At 68.9% G+C, this 26,645-nt stretch carries 16 protein-coding genes; 6 read left to right on the top strand and 10 right to left on the bottom strand.

Going from position 1 to position 26,645, the window contains the following annotated elements; all coding sequences use genetic code 11:
• Positions 1–104 precede the first annotated feature (104 nt).
• The 6 genes from ABZW32_RS10015 to ABZW32_RS09990 all read right to left on the bottom strand — a co-directional run bounded on the left by ABZW32_RS10015 (position 105) and on the right by ABZW32_RS09990 (position 11,626).
• Positions 105–1,694, bottom strand: coding sequence for a protein kinase (locus tag ABZW32_RS10015; RefSeq protein ID WP_356213770.1), 1,590 nt, complete (start codon positions 1,692–1,694; stop codon positions 105–107).
• A 205-nt stretch (positions 1,695–1,899) separates the two neighbouring features.
• Entirely contained in the window at positions 1,900–2,568 is a 669-nt protein-coding gene (locus tag ABZW32_RS10010) for a hypothetical protein (RefSeq protein ID WP_356213769.1), read from the bottom strand.
• Positions 2,569–2,805: 237 nt separating this feature from the next.
• Complete coding sequence (locus tag ABZW32_RS10005; protein WP_356213768.1) at positions 2,806–6,003, bottom strand: type I restriction endonuclease; 3,198 nt, start codon at positions 6,001–6,003, stop codon at positions 2,806–2,808.
• 2 nt (positions 6,004–6,005) lie between these two features.
• Positions 6,006–7,316 carry a restriction endonuclease subunit S gene (locus ABZW32_RS10000; protein ID WP_356213766.1) on the bottom strand — a complete coding sequence of 437 codons (1,311 nt, stop codon included), beginning with the start codon at positions 7,314–7,316 and terminating at the stop codon, positions 6,006–6,008.
• Positions 7,313–9,322: a class I SAM-dependent DNA methyltransferase gene (locus tag ABZW32_RS09995; RefSeq protein ID WP_356213764.1), complete on the bottom strand. Its 2,010-nt coding sequence runs from the start codon at positions 9,320–9,322 to the stop codon at positions 7,313–7,315. The genes ABZW32_RS10000 and ABZW32_RS09995 overlap by 4 nt, the downstream gene beginning before the upstream one ends.
• Positions 9,323–9,412: 90 nt before the next feature.
• Positions 9,413–11,626 (bottom strand): N-6 DNA methylase, encoded by a 2,214-nt coding sequence (locus ABZW32_RS09990; protein WP_356213762.1) that lies wholly within the window; start codon positions 11,624–11,626, stop codon positions 9,413–9,415.
• Positions 11,627–12,091: 465 nt separating this feature from the next.
• On the opposite strand from ABZW32_RS09990, the gene ABZW32_RS09985 reads away from it, so the two are divergent.
• From ABZW32_RS09985 to ABZW32_RS09960, 6 genes are all read left to right on the top strand, one after another.
• Complete coding sequence (locus ABZW32_RS09985) at positions 12,092–14,554, top strand: AAA family ATPase (protein ID WP_356213760.1); 2,463 nt, start codon at positions 12,092–12,094, stop codon at positions 14,552–14,554.
• Positions 14,551–14,925: a hypothetical protein gene (locus ABZW32_RS09980; RefSeq protein WP_356213758.1), complete on the top strand. Its 375-nt coding sequence runs from the start codon at positions 14,551–14,553 to the stop codon at positions 14,923–14,925. Before ABZW32_RS09985 ends, ABZW32_RS09980 begins: the two co-directional genes overlap by 4 nt.
• Positions 14,926–15,018: 93 nt before the next feature.
• Positions 15,019–18,414, top strand: a complete 3,396-nt coding sequence (locus ABZW32_RS09975) for an ATP-binding domain-containing protein (RefSeq protein WP_356213756.1) — start codon at positions 15,019–15,021, stop codon at positions 18,412–18,414.
• Between the two features lie 370 nt (positions 18,415–18,784).
• A complete protein-coding gene (locus ABZW32_RS09970) occupies positions 18,785–19,150 on the top strand; it encodes a hypothetical protein (RefSeq protein WP_356213754.1) in 366 nt (121 codons plus the stop codon).
• Positions 19,147–20,442: a hypothetical protein gene (locus tag ABZW32_RS09965; protein WP_356213752.1), complete on the top strand. Its 1,296-nt coding sequence runs from the start codon at positions 19,147–19,149 to the stop codon at positions 20,440–20,442. The genes ABZW32_RS09970 and ABZW32_RS09965 overlap by 4 nt, the downstream gene beginning before the upstream one ends.
• The gene (locus ABZW32_RS09960; RefSeq protein WP_356213750.1) at positions 20,439–21,350 is read left to right on the top strand and encodes a hypothetical protein; all 912 of its coding nucleotides are present in this window, start codon (positions 20,439–20,441) and stop codon (positions 21,348–21,350) included. The genes ABZW32_RS09965 and ABZW32_RS09960 overlap by 4 nt, the downstream gene beginning before the upstream one ends.
• An 840-nt stretch (positions 21,351–22,190) precedes the next feature.
• Here the strand turns inward: ABZW32_RS09960 and ABZW32_RS09955 are convergent.
• The 4 genes from ABZW32_RS09955 to ABZW32_RS09940 all read right to left on the bottom strand — a co-directional run bounded on the left by ABZW32_RS09955 (position 22,191) and on the right by ABZW32_RS09940 (position 26,579).
• On the bottom strand, positions 22,191–22,694 hold the full coding sequence (locus ABZW32_RS09955) for a nucleoside deaminase (protein ID WP_356213748.1): 504 nt from the start codon (positions 22,692–22,694) through the stop codon (positions 22,191–22,193).
• A gap of 940 nt (positions 22,695–23,634) precedes the next feature.
• Positions 23,635–23,916 carry a hypothetical protein gene (locus ABZW32_RS09950; RefSeq protein WP_356213746.1) on the bottom strand — a complete coding sequence of 94 codons (282 nt, stop codon included), beginning with the start codon at positions 23,914–23,916 and terminating at the stop codon, positions 23,635–23,637.
• A 571-nt stretch (positions 23,917–24,487) separates the two neighbouring features.
• Entirely contained in the window at positions 24,488–24,976 is a 489-nt protein-coding gene (locus tag ABZW32_RS09945) for a RidA family protein (protein ID WP_356213744.1), read from the bottom strand.
• Positions 24,977–25,301: 325 nt separating this feature from the next.
• Entirely contained in the window at positions 25,302–26,579 is a 1,278-nt protein-coding gene (locus ABZW32_RS09940) for a M6 family metalloprotease domain-containing protein (RefSeq protein WP_356213742.1), read from the bottom strand.
• Positions 26,580–26,645 lie beyond the last annotated feature (66 nt).

The following is a 26,645-nucleotide window of genomic DNA, read 5'->3' as shown; positions in this document are numbered from 1 at the left end:
TGCAGGTGTGCGTGTTCCGTACCTCACAAGCGTTGCAGCGAGGATGGCGCGCTGTTTGATCGCCAGGCGATGGCCTTGCCAAGCCTGCGAGGTGTACGAGCGGCTTACCTGGCAGCGTCGCCGTCGAGGTCCAGGCGGATCAGGGTCAGCGCCGCGGCGATCTCGACGGTCATCTCGTCGTCGGGGCCGAACACCATGCACATGTCCTGATGGAGCGGTTCGAGGACCTGCCGGGCTTCGGCGGCTTGGCCCTGGGCGAGCAGCAGAATCCCGATGTTGTGCCGCAGCTCCACCGCTTCCTCGCTCAAGTCACTGTCGACGGCCCGCACCACGTTCAGCACGCCCTGGAGCGCGGCGAGCGCGTCGGTGACCTGGCCCAGTTCGGCGCGGCACCGGGCCGCCTGGGCGCGGCAGGCGCGGGACTGCTCGCCCGTGGGTCCGGCGATGCGAGCGTAGGCGTCGGAGAGGGCCTCGAACTCGGGCAGGGCGGCCCGGTAGTCGCCGCCGAGGAGGCGGATGGCCGCTCGCTGGCGGCGCAGCGCCAGAACGGCCTTGCTCTCGGAGCCGAGGGCGAGGGCCGCGGGTTCGATGATTTCGCTGAGCACCTCGGCGGCCTGAGCGAACCGCTCCTCCTCCAGCAGAGCGTCGGAATGGGCGTACGCCGCCTTGATGTCCTCGCGTAGTTGGGCGGGAACGGGCACCGGCCGGGCCCCCGGGAAGACGGCCGTGGGCGGCACATCATCAGGTACGGGCGACTGGGCACGGGCGCGGGGTGCGAAAGGACGACGGAAGACGCCCGTCGGGTCGGGCGCGCCGGCCGGCCCGGCGTCCGTCGTGCCGGGTTCCTGGCCCGGAGGAGGGAGGAACGGCAGCAGTCGCGCGTACACCTCCTGCGTGTCGGCGGGCCGTGCCTCGGGAGCCTTGCGCAGCAGGTGCAGGACCAGCTCCTCCAGTGCCTCGGGGACGTCGGGCCGCAGCTGCCGCAGCGGGGTGGGGGCGGCGTTGACGTGCTGGTACATCAGCATGTACTCGCTGTCCGCCTCGAACGCGATTCGTCCACTGAGGAGTTCATGCAGCACGCAGCCCAGCGCGTACAGATCGGTCTGCGGGGTGATGCGTCCGCCGCGCACCTGCTCGGGCGACATGTACTGGTGGGTGCCGATGGGGCTGCCCGTGGCGGTCAGTTTGGTGACGTCGGTGCGCAGGATCGCGGCGATGCCGAAGTCGAGGACCTTCACGGTGCCGTCGCGTGCGACGAGGATGTTGCCCGGCTTGAGGTCGCGGTGGATCACCGGGACTTCGTGCGCGTACGACAGTACGGTCGCGACCTGCGCGGCGACGGCGGCCGCCCAACTGACCGGCAGCGGACGGCCGGGGCCCAGGTAGGCCGACAAGGGCACACCGTCGACGAGCTCCATCACCAGGAACAGCCGCTCGTACGACGCGTCGAGCACCGCGTCGTACACCTGCGGCACGCCGGGGTGCTGGATGCGTGCGGTGATGCGGGCTTCGCGGCGGAAGCGCTTGGCGAACTCCTCGGCCAGTTGCGGGGAGGTGACCGATGCCTGCCGGATGAGCTTCACAGCGACGGGCCGGTCGAGCACGGCGTCGTAGCCGCGCCACACGTCGCCCATGCCGCCGTGGCTGAGCTCCTCGAGGAGTTCGTAACGGTCGGAGATCGCCTCCTGCGGCACCTTGCCCCCGGTGTGTGTGATGAACAGTCATGGTCAGGGGTCAAGTGTGGCCGCCGCGTTGATCTGCCGTCCAGCGGTCTCCGTGCGAAAGGGGCCACGGGGGTCGCCGACCGCTGGGACTGGCACGCGCGCAAAGGAAGTGCAATGCGCGACTGCATTACTGCCTGGCAACTGAGTCGGCGGTGCCGAATCCGATGCAGCGTTGCTACTTCACGTCTTTGGCCAGGACGGCGACGGCGACTTTGCCCACCACCGTCGTCAGGACGTAGTTGGTTGAGCTGCTGAAGGCGACACCTACGCCGGCGGGAATCGCCTTGGCCATCGCCTTCTGGGTGAAGGTGATCGACACCCGCTTGAACAACTGCTTGATCGTGACCAAGGCCGGCCCTCGCAGGTACTGATAGACCAACTTCTCAGCGATCTTCATGACCGCTGCCTTGCCACCCTTTGACGCCATCTGCTCCACCGAACCCGCCAACGCGAGCACGAAAGCCAGGTGCTTCTTGTCCTCGTCACTCAGCTCGGTCGCGTACACCTCGACCAGGCACATGCACATGTCGATCTGGAGCTTGAGTGCCGCGGCGATATCGGTGATGCCGCCGCCCAGGACTGCGACCGCCGTCCCGACCCCTGGAATCACACTCGGGGCTGCTGTGACCGCGCCGGTGACTGCCGAAAGTTTGGAATACCGGCCAATTATCTTGGCCGCGATCCGGCGCTTGTCCTCCGGACTCCCGGGCTCCCGCTTGAACTTGGCCTCGAAGGTCGTACGGTACCCGCCCACGAGCGCAGTAGCAGCCTCCGGTGTAATGGCGATCATCTCGACGGCCTTCTGAAGTCGAGACTCTTCGAGCTCGTTCCCCGCGTGGCTCATTGTTTCCCCTCCCGATCCGTTGCACCTCACGAAGAGGGCAACTTGCACTGCGCACAGTCTGGTATGCGGAAATCCAGTGGAATGCGCAGCCGATTCCATAGCCTGGCTCTGGCGAGTTCGGTCTCGCGGTGAGCCAGGCGAGGAATGGCAGCGGCTGGTCCCTTGCCCCATCGTCAAGGAGCATTGCGCCGTTCCAGCAGGTCGCCCCGGCCGGCACTTCCGGCCGGGGCGTACACATCAGACGTCGTTCAGGCCCTCCTCGCGGCGGATCATCCGCCAGGCAGCCTTGCGGGCGCTGCGGTCCAGACTGGACTTGAAGCCCTTGTCGGGGCCGAAGTACTGGCGGCCCATGCCGGCAATGGTGTCGATGTGGTCGGCCATCTTGTCCGCGAAGACGTTGTCGAAGACGAGGCCGAAGTTCTCCTCGTCGTTGACGACGGCCGCTGCCCGCACCTTCGGGTCGGCCTTGGCTTCCTCGAACGGGCGGATGACGTCCTGCTCGGTGAACTCGGTGCCGAAGCGTTCGTTGAAGTCGTCGATCAACTTCGAGAGCAGCGACTTCTCCGCCTCCTTCGCGCCGCCCGTGCCGTCACCGAAGCCCTGCATCGTCGTCGGCCCCTCGGAAGTGAGGGAGACGTCGTACTCGCCGGTCTTCTCCACCCGCATGTGGCTGAGGTCGATCTCGCCGATGTCCACGCCGCCGTCCGCCCGGCGTGGCAGGCGATTGAGGAGGTAGCGGCCGTAGAGGTGCAGCCGCTCCAACTCGGCGTCCTGATAGGGGACGATCTGCGCGAGGAAGCCGTATTTCCTGACGTAGTCATTGAGGGCGGCGCGGAAGTCTTCCGCGGCCTCTTGGTCGTCCGTGTCCTCGCTTTCGAGCAGGGGCGTGAAGCGGGCGACAGCGGGGGAGAGCAGCCGGTACAGCTCGGCGTGCAGCTTCTCCCACTTGGACTGTGAGCCCGCCGCCTTCTCCTTGGCGGCGAAGTACGCGGCGGCGAACTCGTCCATCTCCTGCCCGGACAGGATCGCCGCCTGCATGACCCGGCTCTGCGCGGTGTAGAGCAGGTTGGGGTCGGAGGGGAGAGTGTTCGCCTCCTCGAAATACGGGCGGAAGGCGTCCTGTATGTCGCTAGCGTCGTTGACGAAGTCCAGGACCGCGAGGTCCGCCTGGCTCTTGCGTTCGGCGGTCCGGTTCAGCCGGGACAGGGTCTGGACGGCGGAGATGCCCGTCAGTGACTTGTTGACGTACATCGTCGTCAGCAGCGGCTGGTCGAAGCCGGTCTGGTACTTCTCCGCCACGACCAGGATCCGGTACTCGCGCTGGCCTGCACCGCCGGCCCGGGCGGCCTTGTCGTCGACACGCGTGTACGCGAACGCCTTCGGCAGCGCGCTCTCCGACAGCCCGCCGTTCTCCTTCGGCTCGGTGGTTTCCTCGCCGTCGACCGTGAGCGAGCCGGAGAAGGCGACGAGGACCCCCAGGTCGGGGTACTTGGTGTCGTAGTCCCGGTCCTTGATGTAGCTCTTGATCGCGCGCGCCATTTCCACGGCGGACTGCCGGGAGGCGGTCACCACCATGGACTTGGCCCGGCCGCCGAGACGGCCCCGGCTGTGCGGCACGAAGTGCTCCACGATCACCTGGGCGTGCTGGGCGACCGTCGAGTCATGGGTGAGCGCGTACCGGGCGAGCAGGCCGTTCGCCTTCGACGGGTCGACCTCCCGCTCGTCGGGGTTCTGGTTCACCAGCTTCCAGTACGTGTTGTACGTGACGTAGTTCCGCAGCGGGTCGAGGATGAAGCCCTCCTCGATCGCCTGCCGCATCGAGTACGTGTGGAAGGGCCGGTAGGCCGCCTTGCCGTCGATGTCCTCGAGCGTGCCGAAGAGTTCGAGGGTCTTGGCCTTCGGCGTGGCGGTGAACGCGAAGTAGGAGAGGTTCGCGGCGCGGGAACGCTGCTCGGCCCTCTTCTTGAGCTGCTCGTCGAGGGCTGCGGCGGCCGGGGCCTTGACCGTGGTCGCGCCCGCGTCGTCCGAGTCGGAGTCCAGGCCGAGGTCGCGCAGCGCGGACCGTACGGCGGTGGCGGCGTCACCGGACTGCGAGGAGTGCGCCTCGTCCACGATGATCGCGAAGCTGCTGCCCTGGATCTCTGTGGGGTTGCGCTGGAGGTAGTCGAGCAGCGCCGGGAAGGAGTGCAGCGTGACGGTGACGATCTTCCCTGTGTCGCGGGAGAGCGCCTTGGCGAGCTGCTCGCCCTTGGCTCCGTACTTCTCGTCGATCTTCACGACGAGGCCCGCGGTCTGCTCGAAGTTGCCGACCGTTTCGCGGAGCTGGGCGTCCAGGTTGCGGCGGTCGGTGATGACGATGACCTTGTCGAAGACCGGCACGCCCGGCTTGAGGCCCTTGGCGATGGCCTCGGGGTCGAGTTCGCGCGGGTCGGTCGGGGTGTGCAGGTCGCTGAGGCGGTGCGCGAGCCAGCCGATGGTGTTCGACTTGCCGGAACCGGCCGAGGCCATGACCAGGTAGTCGTGGCCGGCGCCGTGGGTGGAGGCGTGCACGGTGAGTTTCTTGACCGCGTCCCACTGCTGGAACCGGGGGAAGACCATCGTCTTCGTCGTGCCGCCGCCGGGCGTCTTGCTCTTGTGTAGGTGCACGAACCGCTGGAGCAGGTCCAGCCAGTTGTCCGGCTGCCAGACCTGCTCCCAGAGGTAGGAGGTCGCGTACGTGCCGTAGGCGGTGGGGGCTGGGTTGCCGGCGCCGCCAGGCTGGCCGGGGCCGTTGGATCCGGTGTTGAACGGCAGGAAGCGGGTGTTCTTGCCCTTGAGCTGGGTGGCGACGAAGACCAGGTCCGGGTCGACGGCGAAGTTCGCGACGACGCGGCGCGTGAAGATCAGCTCGGTGGGGTCGCGGTCGGAGCGGTACTGCTCCTTGGCCTGCTCCACCCCCTGCTTGGTCAGCGGGTTCTTCAGCTCGGCCGTGGCGACGGGGATTCCGTTGAGGAAGAGGGCGAGGTCGAGCCGGTTGCCCCAGTCGGCCTGCTTCGTCGCGTACTCGAGTTCGCGGACGACGGTGAGACGGTTGGCCCGGTAGCCGTCCAGCACGGAGTCATGGGCGACGAGGTTGGGCTTGAAGTAGGCGACGCGGAGCAGGACCCCGCGGTCCTTGACGCCGTTGCGGAGGACGTCGAGGAGCCCGTTGGTGGCGATGGCCTGGTCGAGGCGTCCGGCGAACCCGCGCTGCGCCTCGTTCGGGTCCCCGCCGTAGACGGTGAGCAGCTCGCTCCACTCATCGGGCTGGGTCGCCCCGATGAAGGTGAAGAGTTCGTTGGTGTCCAGACCGAGGTCGGCCTGGTAGTCCTGCGGGCGCGCCTCGCGCCAGCCGCGCTCGATCATGGCGGCGACTATGGCGTCCCCGAAGGCGGACTCCGTGTGGATGGGGCTCATGGCTAGGCGGTGACTCCGTCCGTTACGTTGCGTCCGCTGGCGGTGGTTACGTCGAACTGGCCGGTTACGGCGGCGGTGATCAAGGCTTGACGCCGTTCAGCGAGCAGATGATTGTGCTGCGCCACGCGAGAGCGTAGATCTTCATGCGTCTCGATTTCACGACCCGCCGTGGCTGCCAAAGCGGCCTGGGTTTCTCCGTCTGGCGTCGGCACAAGAACTCTTTTCAGGTCCCAGATATTGATCCCCTTGATAGTTGCGCCAGTGATCCGTTGCTGGATCTGGTGAGACACGAGAGGGGATTCGAGGACTAGTCGTAGCCACTCGGCATGCACTGACCTGTTGATTGAGATACGGGCGGCATCCTGAGTCAGGTTTGCTCCTGTCAGCTCAGCAGGCACAACGGCAACTTCGCCAACGCTTCCCCGAATTGCAATAACTAGATCACCGCCCTTGAGGCGAGATCTGGCATAGTTGGCTTCGATTTCGCGAGTTGTTCGGTTCAGTGAATTTAGAGACAAGCGATTGGCTGCAACGTCGCCGCCCTTCACGATGGGAACGCCATCAGTCACATTCGGTCCAGGCAAGACAATTCCATACATGATCTGCCGAAGTGGATCGGTTAGGTGCATGAGAGGTGTCCACTGCCAACCTGGAGGCAATTCGGTGCGGACGCTGCGAACACCGGCATTTAGTTGATGAGCCAATACTGCGCGCTCACGCTCGCGGACGTCCCGGTCAAACTGGCGCAGCGCGTCTCCGACGGTAGTCATACGGGCGGTCTCGGCGTCGAGGAAGTTGGCGATGCGCCGCTGCTCATCCAGCGGAGGCAGTGGAACCCTGAGCTGCTCAATATCCGGCATGTAGATGGTTTTATGCGTCGAGCCCGTGGCGACGCGCTTCAAATCTGGACTCATGCCTCTGAGTGCGTGCAGCAAGAATCTTGGATCCAAGCGCGGTCCACAAGTCCAGGTTGCGAAGTCCTGGCTTGTTGCCATACTGGTTCCCATGATGGCCGAAAAACCGACTGAGGCCGTGCGGGAAAGGATGACGGTCCCTGCCGGATGTTCAACAGCAGCAGAGTGTGCGAGGCCAAGCGAACTGACTTTTTCTTTAGTTTCGGAGATGACGCTGACGTTTCCCGTCCTGAGTTGCCAAACGTCAGCCAAGGTGATCCAGGGAACCGTGCAGTTTTCCCAGTATTCAGGAACACTTCGACTGGGCGTGTGACCGGATCCGAGACGAGCGACAAGGCGGATTGGAGCTGTCGGCCAACGGGAATGCGTGAGCCACGGCGCAACGTTTGTGTCCGTCATGCCGTCACCTCACCCAGCAGCGCCTGAATCTCCGCCTCCAGCGACCTCAGCTCCGTGTCGATCTCCGTCAGCGGCCTCGGCGGCTTGTACACGTAGAAGTGCCGCGTGAACGGGATCTCGTAGCCGATCTTCGTCTTCGTGTGGTCGATCCACGCGTCCGAAACATGCGGCAGCACCTCTTGCTTGAGGTAGTCCTCGACGTCCTCGCCGAGCGGGACGTTCTCGTAGTCCCGCAGATCCGTGTCCGGCTCAGCCGCACCCTTCGCCTTCTGGACCTCGCCCTCCGGATCCCGGACGCCGATCGTCTCCCGTACCGCCTTCACGAACGGCGCGCCCGACGGCCATGTCAGGCCGGCCGCGACGACCGCGTCCTTGAGCGCGATGAACGCCGCGGACTTCGTCGTCCAGGACGAGCCGAGCAGCGTACGCACCGCCGCCACGAACTCCTCGCTCTGCTCCAGCTTTGCCACCGGCTTGGCCTCTGCCAGCGCAGCCAGGGTCTCCTCCGTGACCTCGAAGCGCAGCTTCAGCGGCCGCTCCACGGTGATGCGCTGGTAGCCGAAGTCCTCGTTGGCGAAGACCTTGACCTTGCCGTACAGCGGGTGCTCGGGGTCCTTGGCGACGTGGAGGGCCTCCGCGTACAGCCGGGTGATGTCGCCGATGTGGTCGGGGCGGCCATTCGTCCCGTCCCCGAGTTCCTTGCGCTTGTCGCCGAGCGACTTGCGCATCTTCGCCCACTGCTCGCGCGCGTCGAGCAGGACGACCTTGCCCTTGTGGTCGGCGTCCTTGCGGTTGGTGAGGATCCAGAAGTACGTGGAGATGCCGGTGTTGTAGAAGAGCTGGTCCGGGAGGGCGACGACCGCCTCCAGCCAGTCGTTCTCCAGGATCCAGCGGCGGATCTTGGACTCGCCCGACTCAGCCGCGCCCGTGAAGAGCGGGGAGCCGTTGAAGACGATGGCGATGCGGGAGCCGCCCCCGCCGTTCACGTCCACCGGCTTCATCTTCGAGATCATGTGCTGGAGGAAGAGCAGCGAGCCGTCGTTGATGCGCGGCAGGCCCGCGCCGAAGCGGCCGGCGTCGCCGAGCGAGGTGTGCTCGTATTCGACCTCCTCCTTGACCTTCTTCCACTCCACGCCGAATGGCGGGTTGGCGAGGATGTAGTCGAACTTCCGGCGGGCGTGACCGTCGTCGGAGAAGGAGTTGCCGAAGCGGATGTTCTCCGGATCCTGGCCCTTGATCATGAGGTCGGAGCGGCAGATCGCCCAGGACTCGGGGTTGAGCTCCTGCCCGTACACCTCGACCGTCGCGTCCGGGTTGAGGGCCAGGATGTGGTCGTCGGCGGCGCTGAGCATGCCGCCCGTGCCGCAGGCCGGGTCCATGACCGTGCGGACGACACCGGGCAGGCTGAGGGCGTCCGCGTCGGGCGCTACCAGCAGGTTCACCATCAGCTTGATGACCTCACGCGGGGTGAAGTGCTCACCCGCGGTCTCGTTCGACTGCTCGGCGAAGCGGCGGATCAGCTCCTCGAAGATGTAGCCCATGTTGTGGTTGGGCACGACATCGGGGTGCAGGTCGAGGTCGGTGAACCGGCCGATGACCTGGTAGAGCAGGTTCGCGCCGTCGAGCTTCCTGACCTGCTGGTTGAACTCGTACTTGTCGAGGACCTCGCGGGCGTTGTCAGAGAAGGCGCCCACGTAGATCTGCAGGTTCTTCGCCGCGTTCTGCGGGTCGGCCGCGATCTTCTTGAGCGTGAGGTCGCTCTTGTTGTAGAAGGAGTGACCCGAGGCCTTGCGCAGGAAGTGGTCAGTGTCGATCTCCTGGCCCGCGAACTTGTCGACGGTCTCGGCGACCTTCTCGCGCGTCGGCTCCAGGACGCACTCCAGGCGGCGCAGCACGGTGAACGGCAGGATGACCTTGCCGTAGTCGGACTGTCGGTAGTCACCGCGCAGGAGATCGGCGACGGACCAGGCGTGGTTCGCCAGCTCCGTGTGCTTGCTGCTGTTCAAGAGGTCCCGGCTTCCTTCCGAAGAACACCGTCCGGGCGTGGGACGGCTGGGATTCAGTGTGGTCGTGTGCGGTGGGACTCGTGGGGCGTTTCAGACAGAACGGCTGCCCGGTGTGCCCGGGCTGGTCGGTCCGGCCGGTGGCAGGAGTACGCCCGCGGTCAGGCCGGTGGTGAGCGTGGCCGCGGTGTCGGCGGCGAGGTCGGCGGTTCGGCGGACGGCCGCGCGCAGTTCGTGCACGCGGCGGAAGGCCTCCCCGTAGCGCCGTTGTTCCTCCAGGGGCAGCAGCGGTACGCGCAGGCGGCCCGGTGTGACGTGCACGAGGCTGCTGCCGGTCGAGGCGGAGGCGATGTTGTCCTCGGCGCCGAGGAACCCGGCCAGGAACCAAGGGTCGAGGCGGGCGGGGTCGGGGCGCAGGAGGTGGATGTGCTGACCCAGCAGGGCGCCGGCGTCCCGGTCGTCCGCTACCCGGGTCATTGCCGCCGCGTTGCCGCCGTTCGCGACGGCGCGTACGAGGACGTCCCCGGCGGCTACGGGTTGCGCGGCGTCCGTGTGGATGTCGACAGCCGTGCCGGACGGCGGGTTTCCGGCCGCGATGTCGCGGGCGGCGAGGACCGGCCGCTCCACCGCGGGGGCGCCGGAGCTCTTGGACCCTCGTGTGCCGGGCGCCGCCGCCCGCAGCACGGTCAGGGCTCCGCCACGTGCCAGGTCGGAGACGGTCGCCGTACGCCACTCGCGGGCCGAGGCCCCGGACGGCTGCCACCCGCCGGAGGCGGAGGAGGCCGCCAGCGCGGCGACCTGCTCGGCCAGTTGCCCGTACAGGTCGTCAACGCGGCGGGCCAGGCCGGCCGGGTCGATGTCGCCCGCGGTCGCCCGGACATGGCGGGCCGGGGTGACGTCGACGACGTCGTCGAGGAGGTCGACGAGGGGCACCGCGCGGGCGACGCTGGGCTCGTCGGCGTAGGTGTCGGGTGCGGTGGTGAACGCGGCCCACTGGCCGAGGACCCGGTCGGTCAGCCCCGCCCAGTCGAAGGAGGCGGTGGAGGAAGGGGCGACGGAAGAGGACGAGCCGGAGCGGCGGGGGCGTGAGCCGCCACGGGTGCCGGCGTCGGCCGTGGCCGTGTCGGTAGCGGACGCCGTGCCCGGGGCGCCGTCCCGCTGCTCGCCCTCCCCGTCGACGAACAGCACCGTCGTACGGTCCGTGCCGCCCGGCTCGGGGCGTTGGAACACCCAGATCTGCAGGCCGATGTGGAGCGGATACGCGGCACGCGCCGGAAGGGAGACGACGGCGCGCAGGGCCCCGCCGCGGATGAGTTCCGCGCGGACGCGGCGGCCGGAGGAGCGGAAGGCAACCCCGGGTGGTAGCAGCATGACCGCGTAGCCGCCGGGCTCCAGGTGCGCGAGAGCATGCTGCACCCACGCCAGTTCGGATTCGAAGCGCGGCGGAAGTCCGTACGCCCACCTCGGGTCGTAGGCCAGCTCGTCGTGACCCCAGTCCCTGTCGGCGAACGGCGGGTTGCACAGGACGGCGTCCACGGTGACGTCGGGGAAGGCGTCGTCGCGCAGGCTGTCGCCGACGCGGATCGTAGTCTCGGCTTCGGGTGCGGCCAGCAGGAGCCGGACCGCGGTGCGCTGGCCCTGGACGGGGAGCGAGTCCTGCCCGAACAGCTCCCGCGCGCCCTGCCGGGCGGCGGCAGCCAGGAGCGTGCCGCTGCCGCAGGCGGGGTCGAGGACGCGGGACGGGCTGGCGGGCAGGAGCCGTGCCATGAGGAGGGCCAGGACCTCCGGGGTCTGGTAGACGCCGCTGGCGGCGCCCTCGTCCAGTTCGCGTTCGGCGAGGACGTCGACGGCGGCCTGCGGCCCCGCCTCACGGACGCAACCCAGCAGCGCGCGGACCGCGTCCGCGTCGTCCGGACCGTAGCGGACCGGCTCGGCCTCGGGCACGGCGGCCGGAAGCTCGCCCGCGGTCTTCTCCGCTCGTGCGATCAACTGGTCGTCGGGCAAGGCGGCGAGTTCGGTCAGCTCCTCCGGTGTGCGCCGGGACGCGGTAGCCGCCAGCGGGAACAGTCGCGCGGCCACTCCCGAGCCGGGTCCCAGCAGCCGGAGCGCCGTACGCAGTTCCTCGGTCGGCGAGGCGGTGGAGGTGTGCCCGCGTCCCCGCAGCCATGCCTGGACGGCCGGCAGATCGTAGAGCGGACTGGTTTCCGTGCCTGCGCTGGGAGCCGGGAAATCGTCGTGGCGGCGGCGCCAGTTGCTGACGGTGGCGCGCGTGACCCCTGCGATACGGGAGATCTCGGCGGCTGTCACATGCGCTGAGGGTGCCGGTTGGGCTGGTGGCTGCTGGGGCATGGCGTGGGGTTCCGCACCTCTCGGGCCAGTTGGACGGGGACGGTTAACACATTACAACGGTCGTCAAATTCGTCAAGCCGTTTGACAGTGCTTTCAGTGTCATGCTTATCTAGTCACGGTTCCGAGTGGAAGCGTGACGCTGACTGTGCGGCCGAACTATGGAGCGCCCTGTCGCCGTACCGCGTCACGCATCCGATCTCCGTCAGTCCCTACTCATCGCAACGCGACACGTCAGGGCCGCGCCCTCGCCGGATACGTTCCGCACCGAAGTCGCCACCCACCGCACATGTCCCCTCCCTCTCAACGGGGGACCACGCAGCGCACCACCACCCCCACGCGAACGCCGGGGCGCCATCCGCACCGACCGCGTGCCGGTGTCCGCCCCATCCTCCGAACCAGCATCTGGCCCCCGGGAGAAAGCACATGACCGTGACGGAACAGTCCCAGCGGAACGCGAACGAACCCACCGACTCCACTCGGCCGAACTCCGCCGACGAGCCCCCGCCCCTGGCCGGTCTGGTGCGGACCCGTCTGAGCGAGGCGGCACTCACCGAGCCCGTGAAGGCGCTCCTGAAGGAGGCGCTGGGCGAGAACGAGACCCGTGGAACCTCCCCGGTCGGGCGCGTCTACCTCGGCTCCGTCGCCGTCAACGGCTTCCGCGGCATCGGCCCCCGCGCCCGGCTGAGCCTCAGCCCCCGCCCGGGCGTCAACCTCGTCGTGGGCCGCAACGGTTCCGGCAAGTCCAGCCTCGCCGACGCCATCGAGGTCGGCTTCACCGGCACCCGGGCCCACCGGCCGGGCCAGGACGCCACGCGCGGCGGCCACTGGTACAACCTCCACAACGCCGAAAGCCCCAAGATCGAGCTCAAGCTCGCGATCGAGGGCGACACCGGCAACAGCACCCTCACCCGCACCTGGACGAGCCAGGAGCTCGCCGACTCCGAGGCCACCTTCAAGCGCCCGGGCCACGGAACCGTCCCCGTGGCCGAGGCCGGCTGGGACACGCCCCTCGCCGACCACCGGCCGTTCCTCTCGTACACCGACCTCGACCTCATGCTCACCGGCAAGCCGTCCGAGCGGTACGACGCGATCGCCACCATCCTCGGCATGGAGCTGCTCTCCACCGCGACCAACCGGCTGAGCGCGCGGGAGAAGGCCCTCGCTGCCGTCGCGAAGGAGACGAGGGAGGCCCTGCCCGGCCTGAAGGACGCCCTCTACGCGCTGGAGGACGACGACCGCGCCGTACAGGCCCTGCTCGCCGTGGACACCTCGGGCGACCTGGACCTCGACACCATCGACGCGCTCGTCGCGGGGCTCCCCCCGGCCGACGACAGCCGGCTCGCCGAGCTCCAGATCGAGGCCGGGGTGCACGGACCCGATCTGGTGGAGGTTGGGGAGGCCGTCCAGCGGCTGCGGATCGCCCTCGCCGACGTAGAGGACCTCCACGGCACCAACGCCGAGAACGCCAGGCTGCGCGCCGATCTGCTGGAGAAGGCCCTCGCCCACGCCGACCGGCACCCCGACGACGACGTCTGCCCCGCGTGCGGAACGGAACGGGTCCTCGGACGGGAGTGGTGCGACCGCGCCTCCCGGCAGGTCGCGGAGCTGCGCCACGAGGCGAAGACCGCCGACGACGCCCGCGCCACCGTTCGGACCGGTAAGCGGAACCTCCACAACCTCATCGAGAACCCCCAGCGGATCCCCGTTGCACTGGCCGGCCCGTGGAAGGCATGGACCGACTGCCGACAGATCACCGACCCCGCCGAGCTCGCCAGGAGCGTCGAAGAAGCCGCCACGGTCCTCGCCGACGCCTGCGAGACCGTCAGGAGGCATGCGGCCCAGGAGCTGGAGGCGCGCGACGAGCGGTGGCGCGCGCTCGTCACCCGGCTCGCCGCCTGGGCGGACAAAGCCCGCGAGACCGAGCGGAACAAGCGTCTGCTGAGCGACCTCCGCGAGGCGGTGAAGTGGCTCAAGGACCTCTCCACCGAGCTGAGGGAGCAGCGCATGGAGCGCTTCACCGACGCCACGCAGGCCATCTGGGAGCGCCTGCGGCAGGAGAGTAACGTCGACCTCACTGCCGTGAGCCTGAAGGGCAGCGAGAAGGCGAACGTCCGCAAGCTCGTCATGGCGGCCTCCGTCGACGGCCAGGACGCCCCCGCGCTCGAGGTCATGAGCCAGGGGGAGCTGCACTCCCTCGCGCTCTCCCTCTTCCTGCCGACGGCCACCACCGCGGACAGCCCGTTCGGCTTCCTCGTGATCGACGACCCCGTGCAGTCCATGGACCCGACCAAGGTGCACGGACTCGCCCAGGTGCTGGACGAGATCGGCAGGCACCGGCAGATCGTCGTCTTCACCCACGACCCCCGTCTGCAGAAGGCGTTCACCGACCAGGAGCTGCCGGTCACGGTCTTCCAGGTGACGCGTGGCGAGGGGTCCCGGGTGAAGGTCGACTGCGTCGACGACCCGGTCGCGCAGGCCATCGGCGACGCCCGGGCCATCGCCGCCACCCGGGGCCTTCCCCCCGAGACGTACAGCCACGTGCTGCCCGGCCTGTGCCGTATCGCCCTGGAGAACGCCTTCCTGGAGGCCGCGTGGATCCGACACCACCGCACCGGCGGATCGGAACACGACCTCCAGACCGCGATCGACAGCGCGGAAAGGTTCCAGGAGGTCGCGGCCTTCGCCCTCTTCGGCGACGTGACGCGCGGTAGCGACGTCAAGGAGGAGGTACGCCGCCGCTACGGGAGCCCGGCATGCTCCCTGATCCAGCAGTGCCAGAAGGGAGCCCACCCCGACGGCACCTCGATCCCCAACCCCCACCGCTTCGTCACGGACGTGGAGAACCTGGCGCAGAAGATCCGCAAGCCGGAGGTGGTGACCGCATGACTGCCCCTGCCCCTACTTCCGTCGAAGGCCTGCTGCTGACCGCCGACCACCTCCTCAACGGCGAACTCGCCGACGCCACCACCGCCGGCCGGCACCGCGGCGCCTGCCTCGCGCTGCGGACCGCACTGGAGGTCTGCGTCGACCGGGCGCTGGAAGCCGCGACACCCGGTCTGCCCCGCACCACGGGGCGCGCCAAGCTGCTCCTCCTGCACTCCGTCGCGTCGGCCGAAACGGCCCGGCGGGCGAAGGCCCTCTGGTCCCAGCTGAGTCTGGGGTGCCACTACCACCTGTACGAGCTCGGGCCCACGTGCGACCAGGTGCGGGTCTGGCGGACCGAGGCCGACGGCCTCATCCGCGAACTGAGCCACTGACCGTTCGTCACCGAGCGGTTTCTGATAGTTGTTTCAGCGGGGTACGGGCACATGCCCGCGGCGGTGTCCCCCGGCACCGCAGGGAGGACGCACATGAGCACCACCACTCGGGACGAGATCCTCGCCGGCGAGCAGCGGGCGGTGGACCACGCGTACGACTGCTACACCACGAAACTGGCCGAACTAAGCGGCACCTCGGCGGCAACCGCCTCGGCGAGCAGCAAGGACGGGATCGCCAACCGGGCCGAAGCGGAGGCGCGGGCCGAGGCCTACGGAGGACTGGGCGACGAGGCGCTGGTCTTCTCCCGCATCGACGCCCCGGAGGACCCGGGCGGAGAGCCCCGGCCGTGGTACATCGGGCGCCGTGGGGTGAAGGACAGCGTGAACGATCCGGTTGTTCTGCTGTGGACCAGCCCCCTGGCGAAGAAGTGGGTCGAGACCCGGCCCGAGAGCCCGGGCGAGGTGATCCTGCGTCGTCAGCTCCGCTGCGTACAGCGGATCGTCGAGAGCTACTTCGACGAGATCTCCCCGGCGACGCCCGCTCCCGTGCCCTTGTCCGTACCCGAGCCCGCCGCCGTACCGGTGCCCCGTCAGGCCGCCGACGACAGCGCGGCGGAGGAGACGGACGCGTCCGCCGCCCCGGAACGTACATCGGCCCCCACGCCCGGCGATGTCGAACGACGGCAGCGGCGTACGGCACTCCAGCCGGACGACTTCCTGCTGCAGGAGCTCCAGCGGTCGCGCGGCGGTCGGATGAGGGACATCGTCGAGACCATCCGCCGTGACCAGATGGAGCTGGTCACCGGCTCACCCTCGGACATCCTCGTCGTGCAGGGCGGCCCTGGTACCGGCAAATCGGCGGTCGGTCTGCACCGGGTGACCTGGCTCGTCAACAACGGGCACTTCAAGGCCCAGGACATCCTCGTCATCGGCCCCCACCAGCGGTTCCTCGACTACGTAGGCCAGGTCCTCCCCACCCTCGGCACCCGGGATGTGAACGCCGTTCAGCTGGACAGGCTGTGGGAGGGCGAGATCCTCGGTGTGGACTCGCCGAAGGCGCGTCTGGCGAAGTCGGGTGAAGGCATGGCGGCCGTGCTGCGGCGCCGGGTCGAGAGCGACTACCGCCCAGAGGCTCTTGACGCCCTCACCGTCGTCCCCTCCTTCGAGGGCGACGAGCCCGGGGTCGTCGTCACCGCCGGCAGTACGACCCTCCGCGTGCCGAAGTCCGAGGTCCTCGCCCTCCTCGACCAGGCTCACGCCGGCGACGGGCCCTTCCGGGAGCGGCGGGACCGCTTCCGCGGCCTGTTCGTCGACCGGCTTCTCCAGGAGCTCGCCGATGTCGCACCGCGCCGCGGACAGGCCGGTACGATCCGCCGCGACCTAGAGCGCAACCGCCGGGTCGAGCGCCTCGTCGAACGCGTCTGGCCGTCCCCCGGACCCCGGGAGGCCCTGCGTAGCCTCTACGACTCGGCCGACCTCTTGCGGGACTGCGCCGACGGCATCCTCGACGAGGACGAGCAGGCGGCCCTATTGCGGGCCCGCGCTGCCAGTGCTGACGCCGACCCGTGGACCCTCGACGACCACGTCTGCCTCGAAGAGCTCCGCGTGCTGATCAGCGACGACACCCCACCGCGATACGGCCACATCGTTGTCGACGAGGCCCAGGACGTCACCCCCATGCAGGCCCGCTCCCTGCGGCGGCGGTGTGCCGTGGGCGGCTCCATGACCGTCCTGGGCGACCTCGCACAGGCGACGGGCGCCCACATCCCGACGAGCTGGGACCTGCTCGGCACACTCCTTTCCGACCATGGCGACTGGAGCGTGGCTCAGCTCACCACCAGCTACCGCGTCCCCGCCGAGATCATGGAGTTCGTCGCGCCTCTCGCCCGCGTGGTCGCCCCGTCCCTGCCATATCCACAGGCTGTCCGTGAGGCGGGCGTGGACGCCGTGCGGACCATGGCGACCGAACCGTGGAAGCTGCTCGACGACACCGTCGCCCACGTGGCACGACTGGTGCGCACCAGCGACGGCAGCAACCCCCGCTCCGTTGCCGTCATCGTCCCCGACGACTCCGACTGGCTGGACGCAATCAGCCACCGAATCCACCAGGGCGGCGACATCGCCGAGCGCGATCGCGATGCCGTGTCCGTACTGGCTGCCGCGCAGGCCAAGGGAATGGAGTACGACCACGTCCTGGTCGTCGAGCCCGCGACGATCGCAGACCGTGGTCCGGCCGGGCTGCGCCAGCTGTACGTGGCCCTCACCCGCAGCACCCAGAGCCTGACCGTCCTGCACACCGCCGCATTGCCGGAGGCGCTCACCGCCTCAGCGGACGACTCCGAACCCGCGGCACCGGACGTCCGGCCGGCGGGCGCGGCGGAAAGCCTTCCCCGGATCGGCAGCGATGTCCGGGTCGAGGTCGTGGGCCACGTCTCTGGCGGTCGGTACAAGGTCAAGCCGCTGTCTCCGGTGATCGGTCGGCCGCTCGTGCTCACCGTCCGCCAGGGCTCGGCTCCCCCGCGCCGGGGTGACGAGCTGGACTGCTGGGTGTTCGCGAACGACACGAGTCAGACGGTGCTCACCGCCGATCAGCGTGGCCGGTCGCCCGTCTCGGAACGGATGGCGGGGCGCTATCTCGCGGCGCTGGGCGTGCTGGGAGAGCTGACCGGCAGCGACGGCAACGTTCCCGACGCCCGCAGCCGCCTCTCCGAACTCCAGGGCATGGCCAACCGCATCCTTCGCCGGGACCAGGCCGACTGGGTCGATGTACTTCATCTGTTCGGTGATCCGGACAGAGAGCGACTCGGAGCTCTTCGAGACCTTGCCGCCACAACCAACCGTGCGATCAAGGAGGGCACCTTCGACGCAGGTCGGCTCGCGGAGGGGCTGGACGCTTCCGGCTGGGAAGGGCCCCTCGCCGAAGCACGGCGAGAGCTCCAGGAGCGCTTCAGCATGGCGACGAAGCCGAACTCTGACGGCGCGATCCCCGTTACCCCGACGCAGTCAGACCAGAAGGAAGAGGTGCAGATGACCACCGCGGACACCGCCGCCGCAACACCGGCTGCGACCACGAAGGACGGATTTCTCCGCGCGCTGGAAGCGGCTGCCGAGGCCGACCGTACGTGTAAGAAGCACGAGGCGGTCCGTCATGCGCTGAAGGCATCACTTCTCTGGGCGGACCTCCAGCCGGCCGACTCCTCGGTCGTCGACGTCAGCTGCGTCACCCAGCACGGTCTCTTCCTCTACGAGGCCCTGGGCGCTGGTTGCTCCACCTATGCGGACCTGCGATCGGGCGCGACGCGCCTGCTCGAGATCAACCACACGCTGCCCGCGCCGGCCGACGGTCTCTACCTCGTCCTCTCCGAACCGCCTGCCGAAGACTGGTCTGTAGACACGATTCGCGACGTCTTCCGTGTCAATGTCATCTGGCGCAGCCCAACCGGCTGGGGCGGCGAGAACGCGAACATCGCCTTCGGCTCCTCCGGGTGAGCAATCACCAGTAGCCGTCGTCCAGTTCTCGCCTGCGCCTGCTGGAGCAGGCGAAGCAGGAGCTGGTGACAACGCGGGGTTGGGAGCGAAGTCGAGCAGTTCGGACGCCCTGATGAAGTGCTGGCCCCGGCGACCAGGGCAACTCGCAAGCGCTCAAAGGCCCAGACCCGGATGTAACCAAGCTTCGGCAGGTGCACAACTAGGCGACCACTCGGCCCACCTCGGTGTCCGTTCCATCCCGACGGGTCGGCACGGCGGTCGTCGGCGTCCGCGTAGTTGATCTTTGCTTGTTCTTTGAGCTCTTCATAGTTGCGAACGATCAGGCGCGGTTAGGGTCAAATGGTCGCGAGTGCAATGGGAGGGGACATAAGTGGGCGACGATGGCAAGATCCTTGACATCAAGATGGCGGATCTGAAGGCGACAGCACCGACGTTCCACGATCAGAGCGAGGCGCTTGGCAAGGCTCTGGGTACGCTCCGCACGTCGCTGGAAAAAGCGGGGGCGGCCTGGGGGGATGACGACCCGGGGAAGCAGCTCCACGACAAGTACGGGCCGATCGTGGCCCGGATCGAGGAGTCTGCTGGCATCATCAGGGATGGCCTGGCGAGCATCCACACGGCGATGACCGACATGGCCGACGGACACATAGAGAACGACGCTCTGATCGGCGCCATGTTCCGCAAGATCACACCTCAGCCCCAAGGCGAGCCCGATGCTCCAGGGCGCCAGCAGTGAGTGCTGGTGACAAGGTCCGGGAGATCGTCACCGACGTCACCGGAATCGAGTGGCCTGCCGGCAACGTAGGCAAACTGCGTAACATCGCCAACGCGTGGCGAACGTTCGCCGACGACATGGAAGACGTCGCGGCGGCCGCCAACAAGGCGGCTCAGACACTGATTCACAACAACAGCGGAGAGGCGATCTCCGCGTTCGCCGACCCCTTCTGGGCCCGCTACTACCACGACAAGAAGGGGTGGCTCCAAGACCTCGTCGACGGTCCCCGCTCGCTTGCGGACGGGATCGACAAGTACGCCGATGCCGTGGCCGACGCGAAGAAGAAGCTCGACCGCGAACTGGAGATCGCCGGCGCCGTGATCGTCGCCGGCACAGGCCTGGCGTTCTTCACCCTGGGTGCTACCGAAGTTGCCGCGGCTGCGGCCACCGCCACTATCGTCGAGCTCGCCGCGACTGTGGGCGTGGCCCTCACCACCGAGGTCGCCACCATCGCCGGCACTGTCTTTGCGACCGCTGCCATCGCGGGTATCGAATCCGTCACCGTCGACCTCGCCGTCGCCCAACCGCTCAAGATAGCGGCAGGCATCCAGACCGGCATCAATCTCGATGAGGCGAAGGACGCAGCATTCTACGGAACCTTGACTGGTGGAGCCTTCGGCGGCGCCGGAAAGGCGTTCCAGCTCGCCCAAGAAGGAGGCGGACTCGCCGGGCTGTTTCCTGGGCTGGCGAACGGTTTCGGTGGGCCTCGGACCGCCTTCGCCGGTCTTCCCGATGGGCTCCCTGCTGGTGACCCCTACACCTTCCGAACGGGGACGTCTTCCGGGGCTGCCAGCGGGTCGGGCCCCGGCCGAGGTCCCTGGCCGGCATCGAGCGAGCTCACAGGACCTGCCGCAGGGAAGGAGCTCAAACCACCCAACGCGCGGCACACTGTCTCGGGGTCGGCCAGCGGCGAGGTGAAAAAAGACAACAGCGTCATCCTGCGGGGCCAACAGGAGTCTGTTTCCAAGGACATAGCTGACATAGCCAGCGGTAAGGCGAAATATGTCTCGGACACTAACCGCTATGAGGTGAACGGGCGCACCTATGGCGTAGAAGATTCGGGAAGGGTCTATCCGGACTCCGGCCCAGGCATTGTGAAGCTCGACAGGAACGAGTATGCCGCCTTGCAGCAGATAGCCAAAGCGAAAGGAGACCTCAGCGCCGCGCCGCAATTGACTAAGAATCCGCGTTTCACGAAAAATGCAGGCCTCGTCGAGAAAGCGCTGGCCATCTACAACGGGACGTATCCGTGACATACAACCTCCTTACCGTCGACCCCGTCAGCCCCGAGACCATGGCCCTCGCACTTGCCGGATGCCTCGGTATCGCGGTCGGTGACGTGGACGTGGCGGATTCTGACGGCGACCCCGACCTCCGCAACTGGGATGCGCCCGTCTCGTGCGAATACCGGGCAGTTCAAGGGGATGTGGCCTGGTCGCTAGACGTCTACGCCCAGGAACACGTCGCTGATCAGCCGCCCGAGTCCGACCTCGCCGCAGGGTTCGCGAAGGCCGCCATGACGACCGTCCTGTTTCCCGCTGAGGAAGCACCACCCAGTGCCTACTGGGCGGTGACGCCGGAAGGAGTTCTCACCCGAGCCCGGCTCGAACTCTCCGACGACGAGCCTCCCCTTTACGCGATCACTGCCGTCGAGGCGCCAGTGCCGCAACTGCTCGGGGCGACCGTGACCAGATTCGCCGAGATCGTACGGGAACAGCGGCCGGACACGCCGGTGGCCTGGGCCTTCGCGGCATCGGTGGAGAAGGTGCGGCAGGCCGCCTCGGGTCTCGCGAAGCTTTCCCTCGACGACGGCACCGGCAGCCCCGTCTGGACCGCGAAGGGCAACCTGGTGGTGTGGGAGAGGGTCATCACGCAAATGGAATCCGGGTGGGCGCCGTCGGGGTGGTATCCGGCCGACCTCTACCGGGAGCGGCTGGAATCGCGTGACGAGCTGGCCGGAATTGGTGCCCACCTGCCGCGTGATGTCACTGAGCTACTCGACGAGGCCTTGGAGCAACTGGACAGGCGGTTTGTCGCTGCGACAGAGGATGACCCGTCAGGGAGTCTCCGCCGAGAGCTGACCGGCAGCTCCGCAGAGCAGACGCCGGTCGGCTGGTGGTGGCACCGCCGCCCGAATCCCGCACCTTGGGAACAGGCCTGACTGCGTCTCGATGGTGACACCACAGGCCTGGTGCGCGATGGGAGTCGCGTACCGGGCCTGCTCGGGGTCTGGGGCGTGGAAACTGAGTACGAGGGATCAGCCTCAGCAGCCGCCCTCCGGGCGGAGGACCTGGATTGGCTCCAGGTGGTGATGCCGAGCGGTGACTTCAGGATCAGCCGTCAGGGATGGTGTCTCTGGGCACTGGGCATCACGTGAGTCGGCCTACGCACCACGCCCGCACCGGAGCTACACCACGCGCGCGGTGACCCGTCGCCGACGACCCTTCTGATCGTCGCCGGCGAACAGCAGCCCCGCAGGTGCCCACGGCCGTGGCTGGTGGGCCGTCAGTAACGGGACTTCACGTGTCCATCTGGGGGACCCGGAAGGGTATGCAGCCCCCTGGGAGCCGCGGCATGAATGCGCTGGCGGGTGAGGTATCAGCGTGGGCTCTGACCTGGGGCGTTGCGTACTGCGTTCCAGAAAGGACGGCAGAGCGTTTTGAGTGAACTCGGTGCCAGGTTTCCGACCTGCGGTTTTGGTGTTTCCGTCAAGCCCCACGAAGGCGGGGCCTTGCGTGAGACGTGGCCGGATGCTCTGCGTGAGAGTCCCGCTCGCCTCGGCAAGATCCTGGGCCGCCACGAGGGCAACCCAGGGACAGGGCAGCGGATCAGGGCGGGGCTCCGCGGCTGGGTTTTCAGGAGGCCCCGCGGCGCGACACGCGCCCCCGAGCGGACCTGTCCGCCGGCCCGGTGCGGGCCGCCGGTCGTGGCTCTGTCGGTGCGTGACGGGCCTGCGCCGCTCCCGGAGTGGTGGAGGACCGGGAGCGGCGAGCGGGGTGGGTCAGTAGTCGACCCGGTCGGACTTGGCCAGCCACGCGTTGAAGGGCGCCGTCCGGCTCGGCAGCTCCAGCTGCTCGACCGGGGTCGGCCACAGCGACGCGGGCGCCTTCTCGAACAGCTCGTAGAACTTGAGGTCGTCGAAGCCGGCCACCGCCGCGTCGTGCCGGTCGGCGCAGTAGAGGATCCGGTCGACCCGGGCCCAGAGCGCCGACGTGAGGCACATCGGACAGGGCTCGCACGACGTGATCAGGACACAGCCCTCGAGGGAGAAGGTGTCCAGCTCCTTGCAGGCGGCGCGCATCGCGCTCACCTCGGCGTGCGCGGTCGGGTCCAGGTTTGCGGTGACCTGGTTGTTCCCCACGGCGACGATCTCGCTGCCCTTGGCGACCAGCGCGCCGAAGGGGCCGCCGCCGTTCGCCACGCTGTTGGTGGCCAGCTTGACGGCCTCGTCCATCCAGGAGCGGTGGAGTTCCTGGACTCTGATCTCTTCGGTGTGCGCGGTCATGATCGCTCCTTGTGGAGAAGGTGGGGACTTTTCCGGATGCTCTGCCTGTGCGGAGCACCGCATCCGGGACGGCAAGGGGCCCGCGGAGGCCGTCTTGAAGTCGGCGGTGCCGTGGGCACGCGGGGCGAGTCGAACGCGGGGGAGGGGTCCGGCGTCGGAGCTTCTCCCCCGGCGGCCTCCGGCCGGGACGTGCGTAAGGCGGTCAGGTCGTCGGGCGTCCGTGACGCGCGACCCGGCTGGGGTCGCCTGCGGCGCGGGTGGCCTCCGGCGTCCCGCGGGGTTTGACGGGGTTCGTGCGGGGCCGGCATCTCTTCCGGTCGGGTCCGTCCGACGGGGGATGCGGGCGGCGGATCGCCTGGTTCGCAGGGGATCCGGCCCATGCGGGAGCCGACGCATTACGGACGTCGGGTTCCGCGTTGACGGTGACACCCGGACCGGGGCAGGCGGTCCCGATGTGTGGGCCGGATAACGACTCAGTCAAGGCTTTCTCCTTCGTTCCGCGAGATGTCAGGAAGAGCGAGTTCCCGACCGGAAATCCGGCATCACGCGAACGCCTCTCGCACGTGGCCGCCGTGCGGACACGACAGACCACCCCTCCGCTGCATTGCGACTTGTGAGGAGTACACAGCCAACCGGCCGGAATCAGCTAGGGGGCGAAGACATGAAAAGTCCGCAGGCTGAGAGCAGCTCTTCGTAGACTTCTACGAGAGTTGGTCCGCGCGTCATGTCACCGCTGGTCAATAGTCCAGCGGACAGGCCGACGGTGCGGATTCGGCGGCCCCGAGGGCCGCGGCACACGTCGGCGGAGGCGGAGCGGAACGCCCGTCGGCGCTCAGGATATGGCGCGATCACGTCGGTGGGTGAGGTCCGGCCGCCGCCCGCGGCGGGCCGCAGCGCGGTGCGCCGGGGCGGGCGGGTGGCGCGGGCGCAACGGACGGCGTCAGGGCCGCGGGCCCGCTCCGGCCGGGCGCTCCTGGCGCAGCGACCCGGTGGCGGTCAGGCGGGGAATGCGGTGGCCGCCTCCCCGGCCGGTCTTGCGGACCGCGGCGACGATCGGCTTCTTCGTCGAATGGACGGCGTTCCAGATGGCCCGGCCGGTTTCCTGCAGAGCCGGTATGTCCTCCGGCCGGATTTGCCCGACGGGGGATGCGGGCATCGGTTCGGTCAGCGGGCCGTATGCGATGCCGAGGTGCAGGTGCGGGAGGGAATGGGTCGGGGCCACGTGACAGAGGGGGCTTCCCGCCGCGAGCGCGTGTCCCTGCAGGCTCTGGTAAGCCGGCTGGTGAGGGATTGCGGTCGTCGCGTTCCGCGGTGACGGTGGTGCCCGGGTCGGGCCGGGCGATCTCGATGTTCCGGGCGGATGACGTCCGGGACAAGCTTCTTTCCTTCGTGCTGGGTGAAGTCGGGAGCTTTTCCATCGGGCCCGGCTCACGCGCGGGCCCGGTCCTGTCGATACGCGGAACCGCGGGGCGGCGGGAATGCCGGAAATCGCCCCGAAGCCGCCGGGGCTCTTTCCACGGGCGCGGTGAAAAGGGCGGCGGGTCAGGAAATGGTGTCCACGGGCGTCGTGGTATCGCGGACCTCCGCCCGGACGGTGTCCGGATCGGCACCGAGACGGCCCCGGAATGCCCCCCTGGGATCCCCCCCCCCGGGACGAAGGCGCGTCCACGGCCGCGATCCACCCGCGACGGAGCCCGGCGGGAAGACGCAGGGCCCATCGCCGCCGGGCGCGCGTGGTCACGTATGCGAGGATGCTCGTGCGCGCCTCCGGGTTCGCGCGCGGTGGCGCCCCGTCACACGCCCATCGGGGCGTGGAGCTCCACGGTGATCTCCACCTCCACGGGGGCGTCCAGCGGCAGCACCGCCACCCCGACCGCGCTGCGCGCGTGGATGCCCGCGTCGCCGAATGCCGTAGTGAGGAGCTCGCTCGCGCCGTTGATCACGCCCGGCTGCCCGGTGAAGTCGGGGGAGCTGGCCACGAAGCCGACCACCTTCACCACCCGCTTCACCGCGGACAGGTCCCCGGCCACCGACGCGACGGCGGCCAGCGCGTTCAGCGCGCACCGCTGCGCCAGCTCCTTGGCCAGATCGGCGCCCACCCCGTCCCCGACCTTGCCGGTCACCGGCAGGGCGCCGTCCACCATGGGCAGCTGGCCGGAGGTGTGGACGTAGTGCCCGGTGACGACCGCCGGCACGTACACGGCTACGGGCGCGGGGGCTGGGGGGAGCTCCAGCCCGGCCGCGGCCAGGCGCTCTTCGGGGGTGGTGGGGGTGGCGGTCACGACGGGCTCCTCCGGGGGAAGCGGATCAGTGCTTCGACCATGCCCGCATCCCGCGCCGAAAGCCGGTGAAAGCGCTCCTCCATCAGGGTGGGACCGGGCGGCCCGCCGCCGGTCGGGGCGGCCGTCCGGGTGAGCCGCTCCCCGGCCGCGGGCCGCGGGCCGCGGGCCGCCGACCGCCGACCGCAGGATCGCGGGCCGCCGCCCGGGCCCGTGAGGCTCCGCCCGGGCCCGTGAGGCTCCGCCCGGATTCGGGGGCTCCCGCCCGGACCTCCGGTCCCCGCCCGGACCCCGGGCCCCCGCCCCGACCCTGCCGCCCCCCGCCCCTTCACGGCCGAGTGACCCGTACCTGGTAGCTGCCGTCGCGCAGTTCGCCCACCACCGAGACGCTGACCCCCGCCTTCTCGTCGGTGAAGGTCTCGCCCGGCCGGTACGGGGCGTCCGACAGTTCCGCGTGCACGTTGGGCCGTCGCGTACAGCCGCCGCTCCCCCTCGCGCTGTCCGCGACCGTCACCGGGCCGCGCCCGGTGTCCACCTCGGAGTCCACCTTGTAGATGAGCACGCCGGGCTTGCAGACGGCCTCGTCGTTCCCGGCCCGGGTGCGGACCTCCACGGCGTACCCGGCGCTCTCCGACAGCGGGACGAAGGCCAGCTTGGTCCCGCCCTCGACGGCCAGCGGCGTCAGGACGTGGTCGCTGACCCCCGACTTGGAGGCGCAGCTGACCTGTGAGCCGTCGAGCCAGCCCAGCTTCCACTTGTGCCAGCCGAGGAGGTCGTTGTTGGCCCCCCAGTCCTCGCTCATGATGTCCCAGTGGCCGACCGTGCCGCCCCCGTCCGGGGTGTAGAGGTCGGGCAGCCCGAAGACGTGCCCGTTCTCGTGCGGGAGCACCCGGTAGCCGGTCTCCCGGTAGGTGCCGGAGCCGTCGTCCTGCCGGCTGTAGACGAAGGACGTGTTCGCGAGCGGCACCCCGTCGGCCATCGGGGCCTCTCCGTTGCCGGAGAAGGTGACGGACAGGACGGTGTCCAGGGCGGACGGTCCGGCGTTCGGGGTGACCAGGATGTTGATCAGGTCGTACCGGCTGAAGTCCACCTCGGAGTCGGCGGCCCTCGCGATGTGCTCGACGAGCTGGCGGTAGCCGGGCTCGTAGGCGGAGCCCCGCTCGATCCCGTACGCCGCGAAGGGCATCGGCATCCGCAGCCAGTTCCGTATCGGGGCCTCGGCCCGGTAGGTGAGCCGCCCGTAGGAGCTGGTGCGGAACCAGTCGGAGGTCTGGGGGAAGAACTCCGCCAGCCGGTCCAGTGCCGAGCCCTCGCCCTTGGCGTCCGGGAAGTCGATCATCAGGTTCAGTGCGCGGACCTCGCCGGTCGACCGGGAGTACCCGGGGGGCGTCGGCAGGCCCTCCGACATCTGGACGCCCATGGTCCCGGCGATCCGGCAGGGCGCCAGGACGGACTCCGCGCTCGCCGCGACCGGGCCGGAGGCCGAGTGGCTGCGGCCGGATATGCCGGTGCTGGCGGTGGCGGTGACGCCCAGGGCCAGTGCCGTCAGGCCGATGTAGGCGCCGGTGCGGCAGGGTCTGCGTATCCGGTGGCGGGTCTGCGGCATGGAGATCGCCTTCGGGTCCGCGGCAGCCGGCCGGGTCCGGACTGCGCTCTGTGCGCTCACCCTCCG

It is taken from the genome of Streptomyces sp. NPDC004667 (assembly GCF_040609475.1).
Taxonomy (GTDB): Bacteria; Actinomycetota; Actinomycetes; order Streptomycetales; family Streptomycetaceae; genus Streptomyces.
Note: the sequence above shows the minus strand (reverse complement) of the source record. Positions and strands in the feature narration are given on the sequence as shown.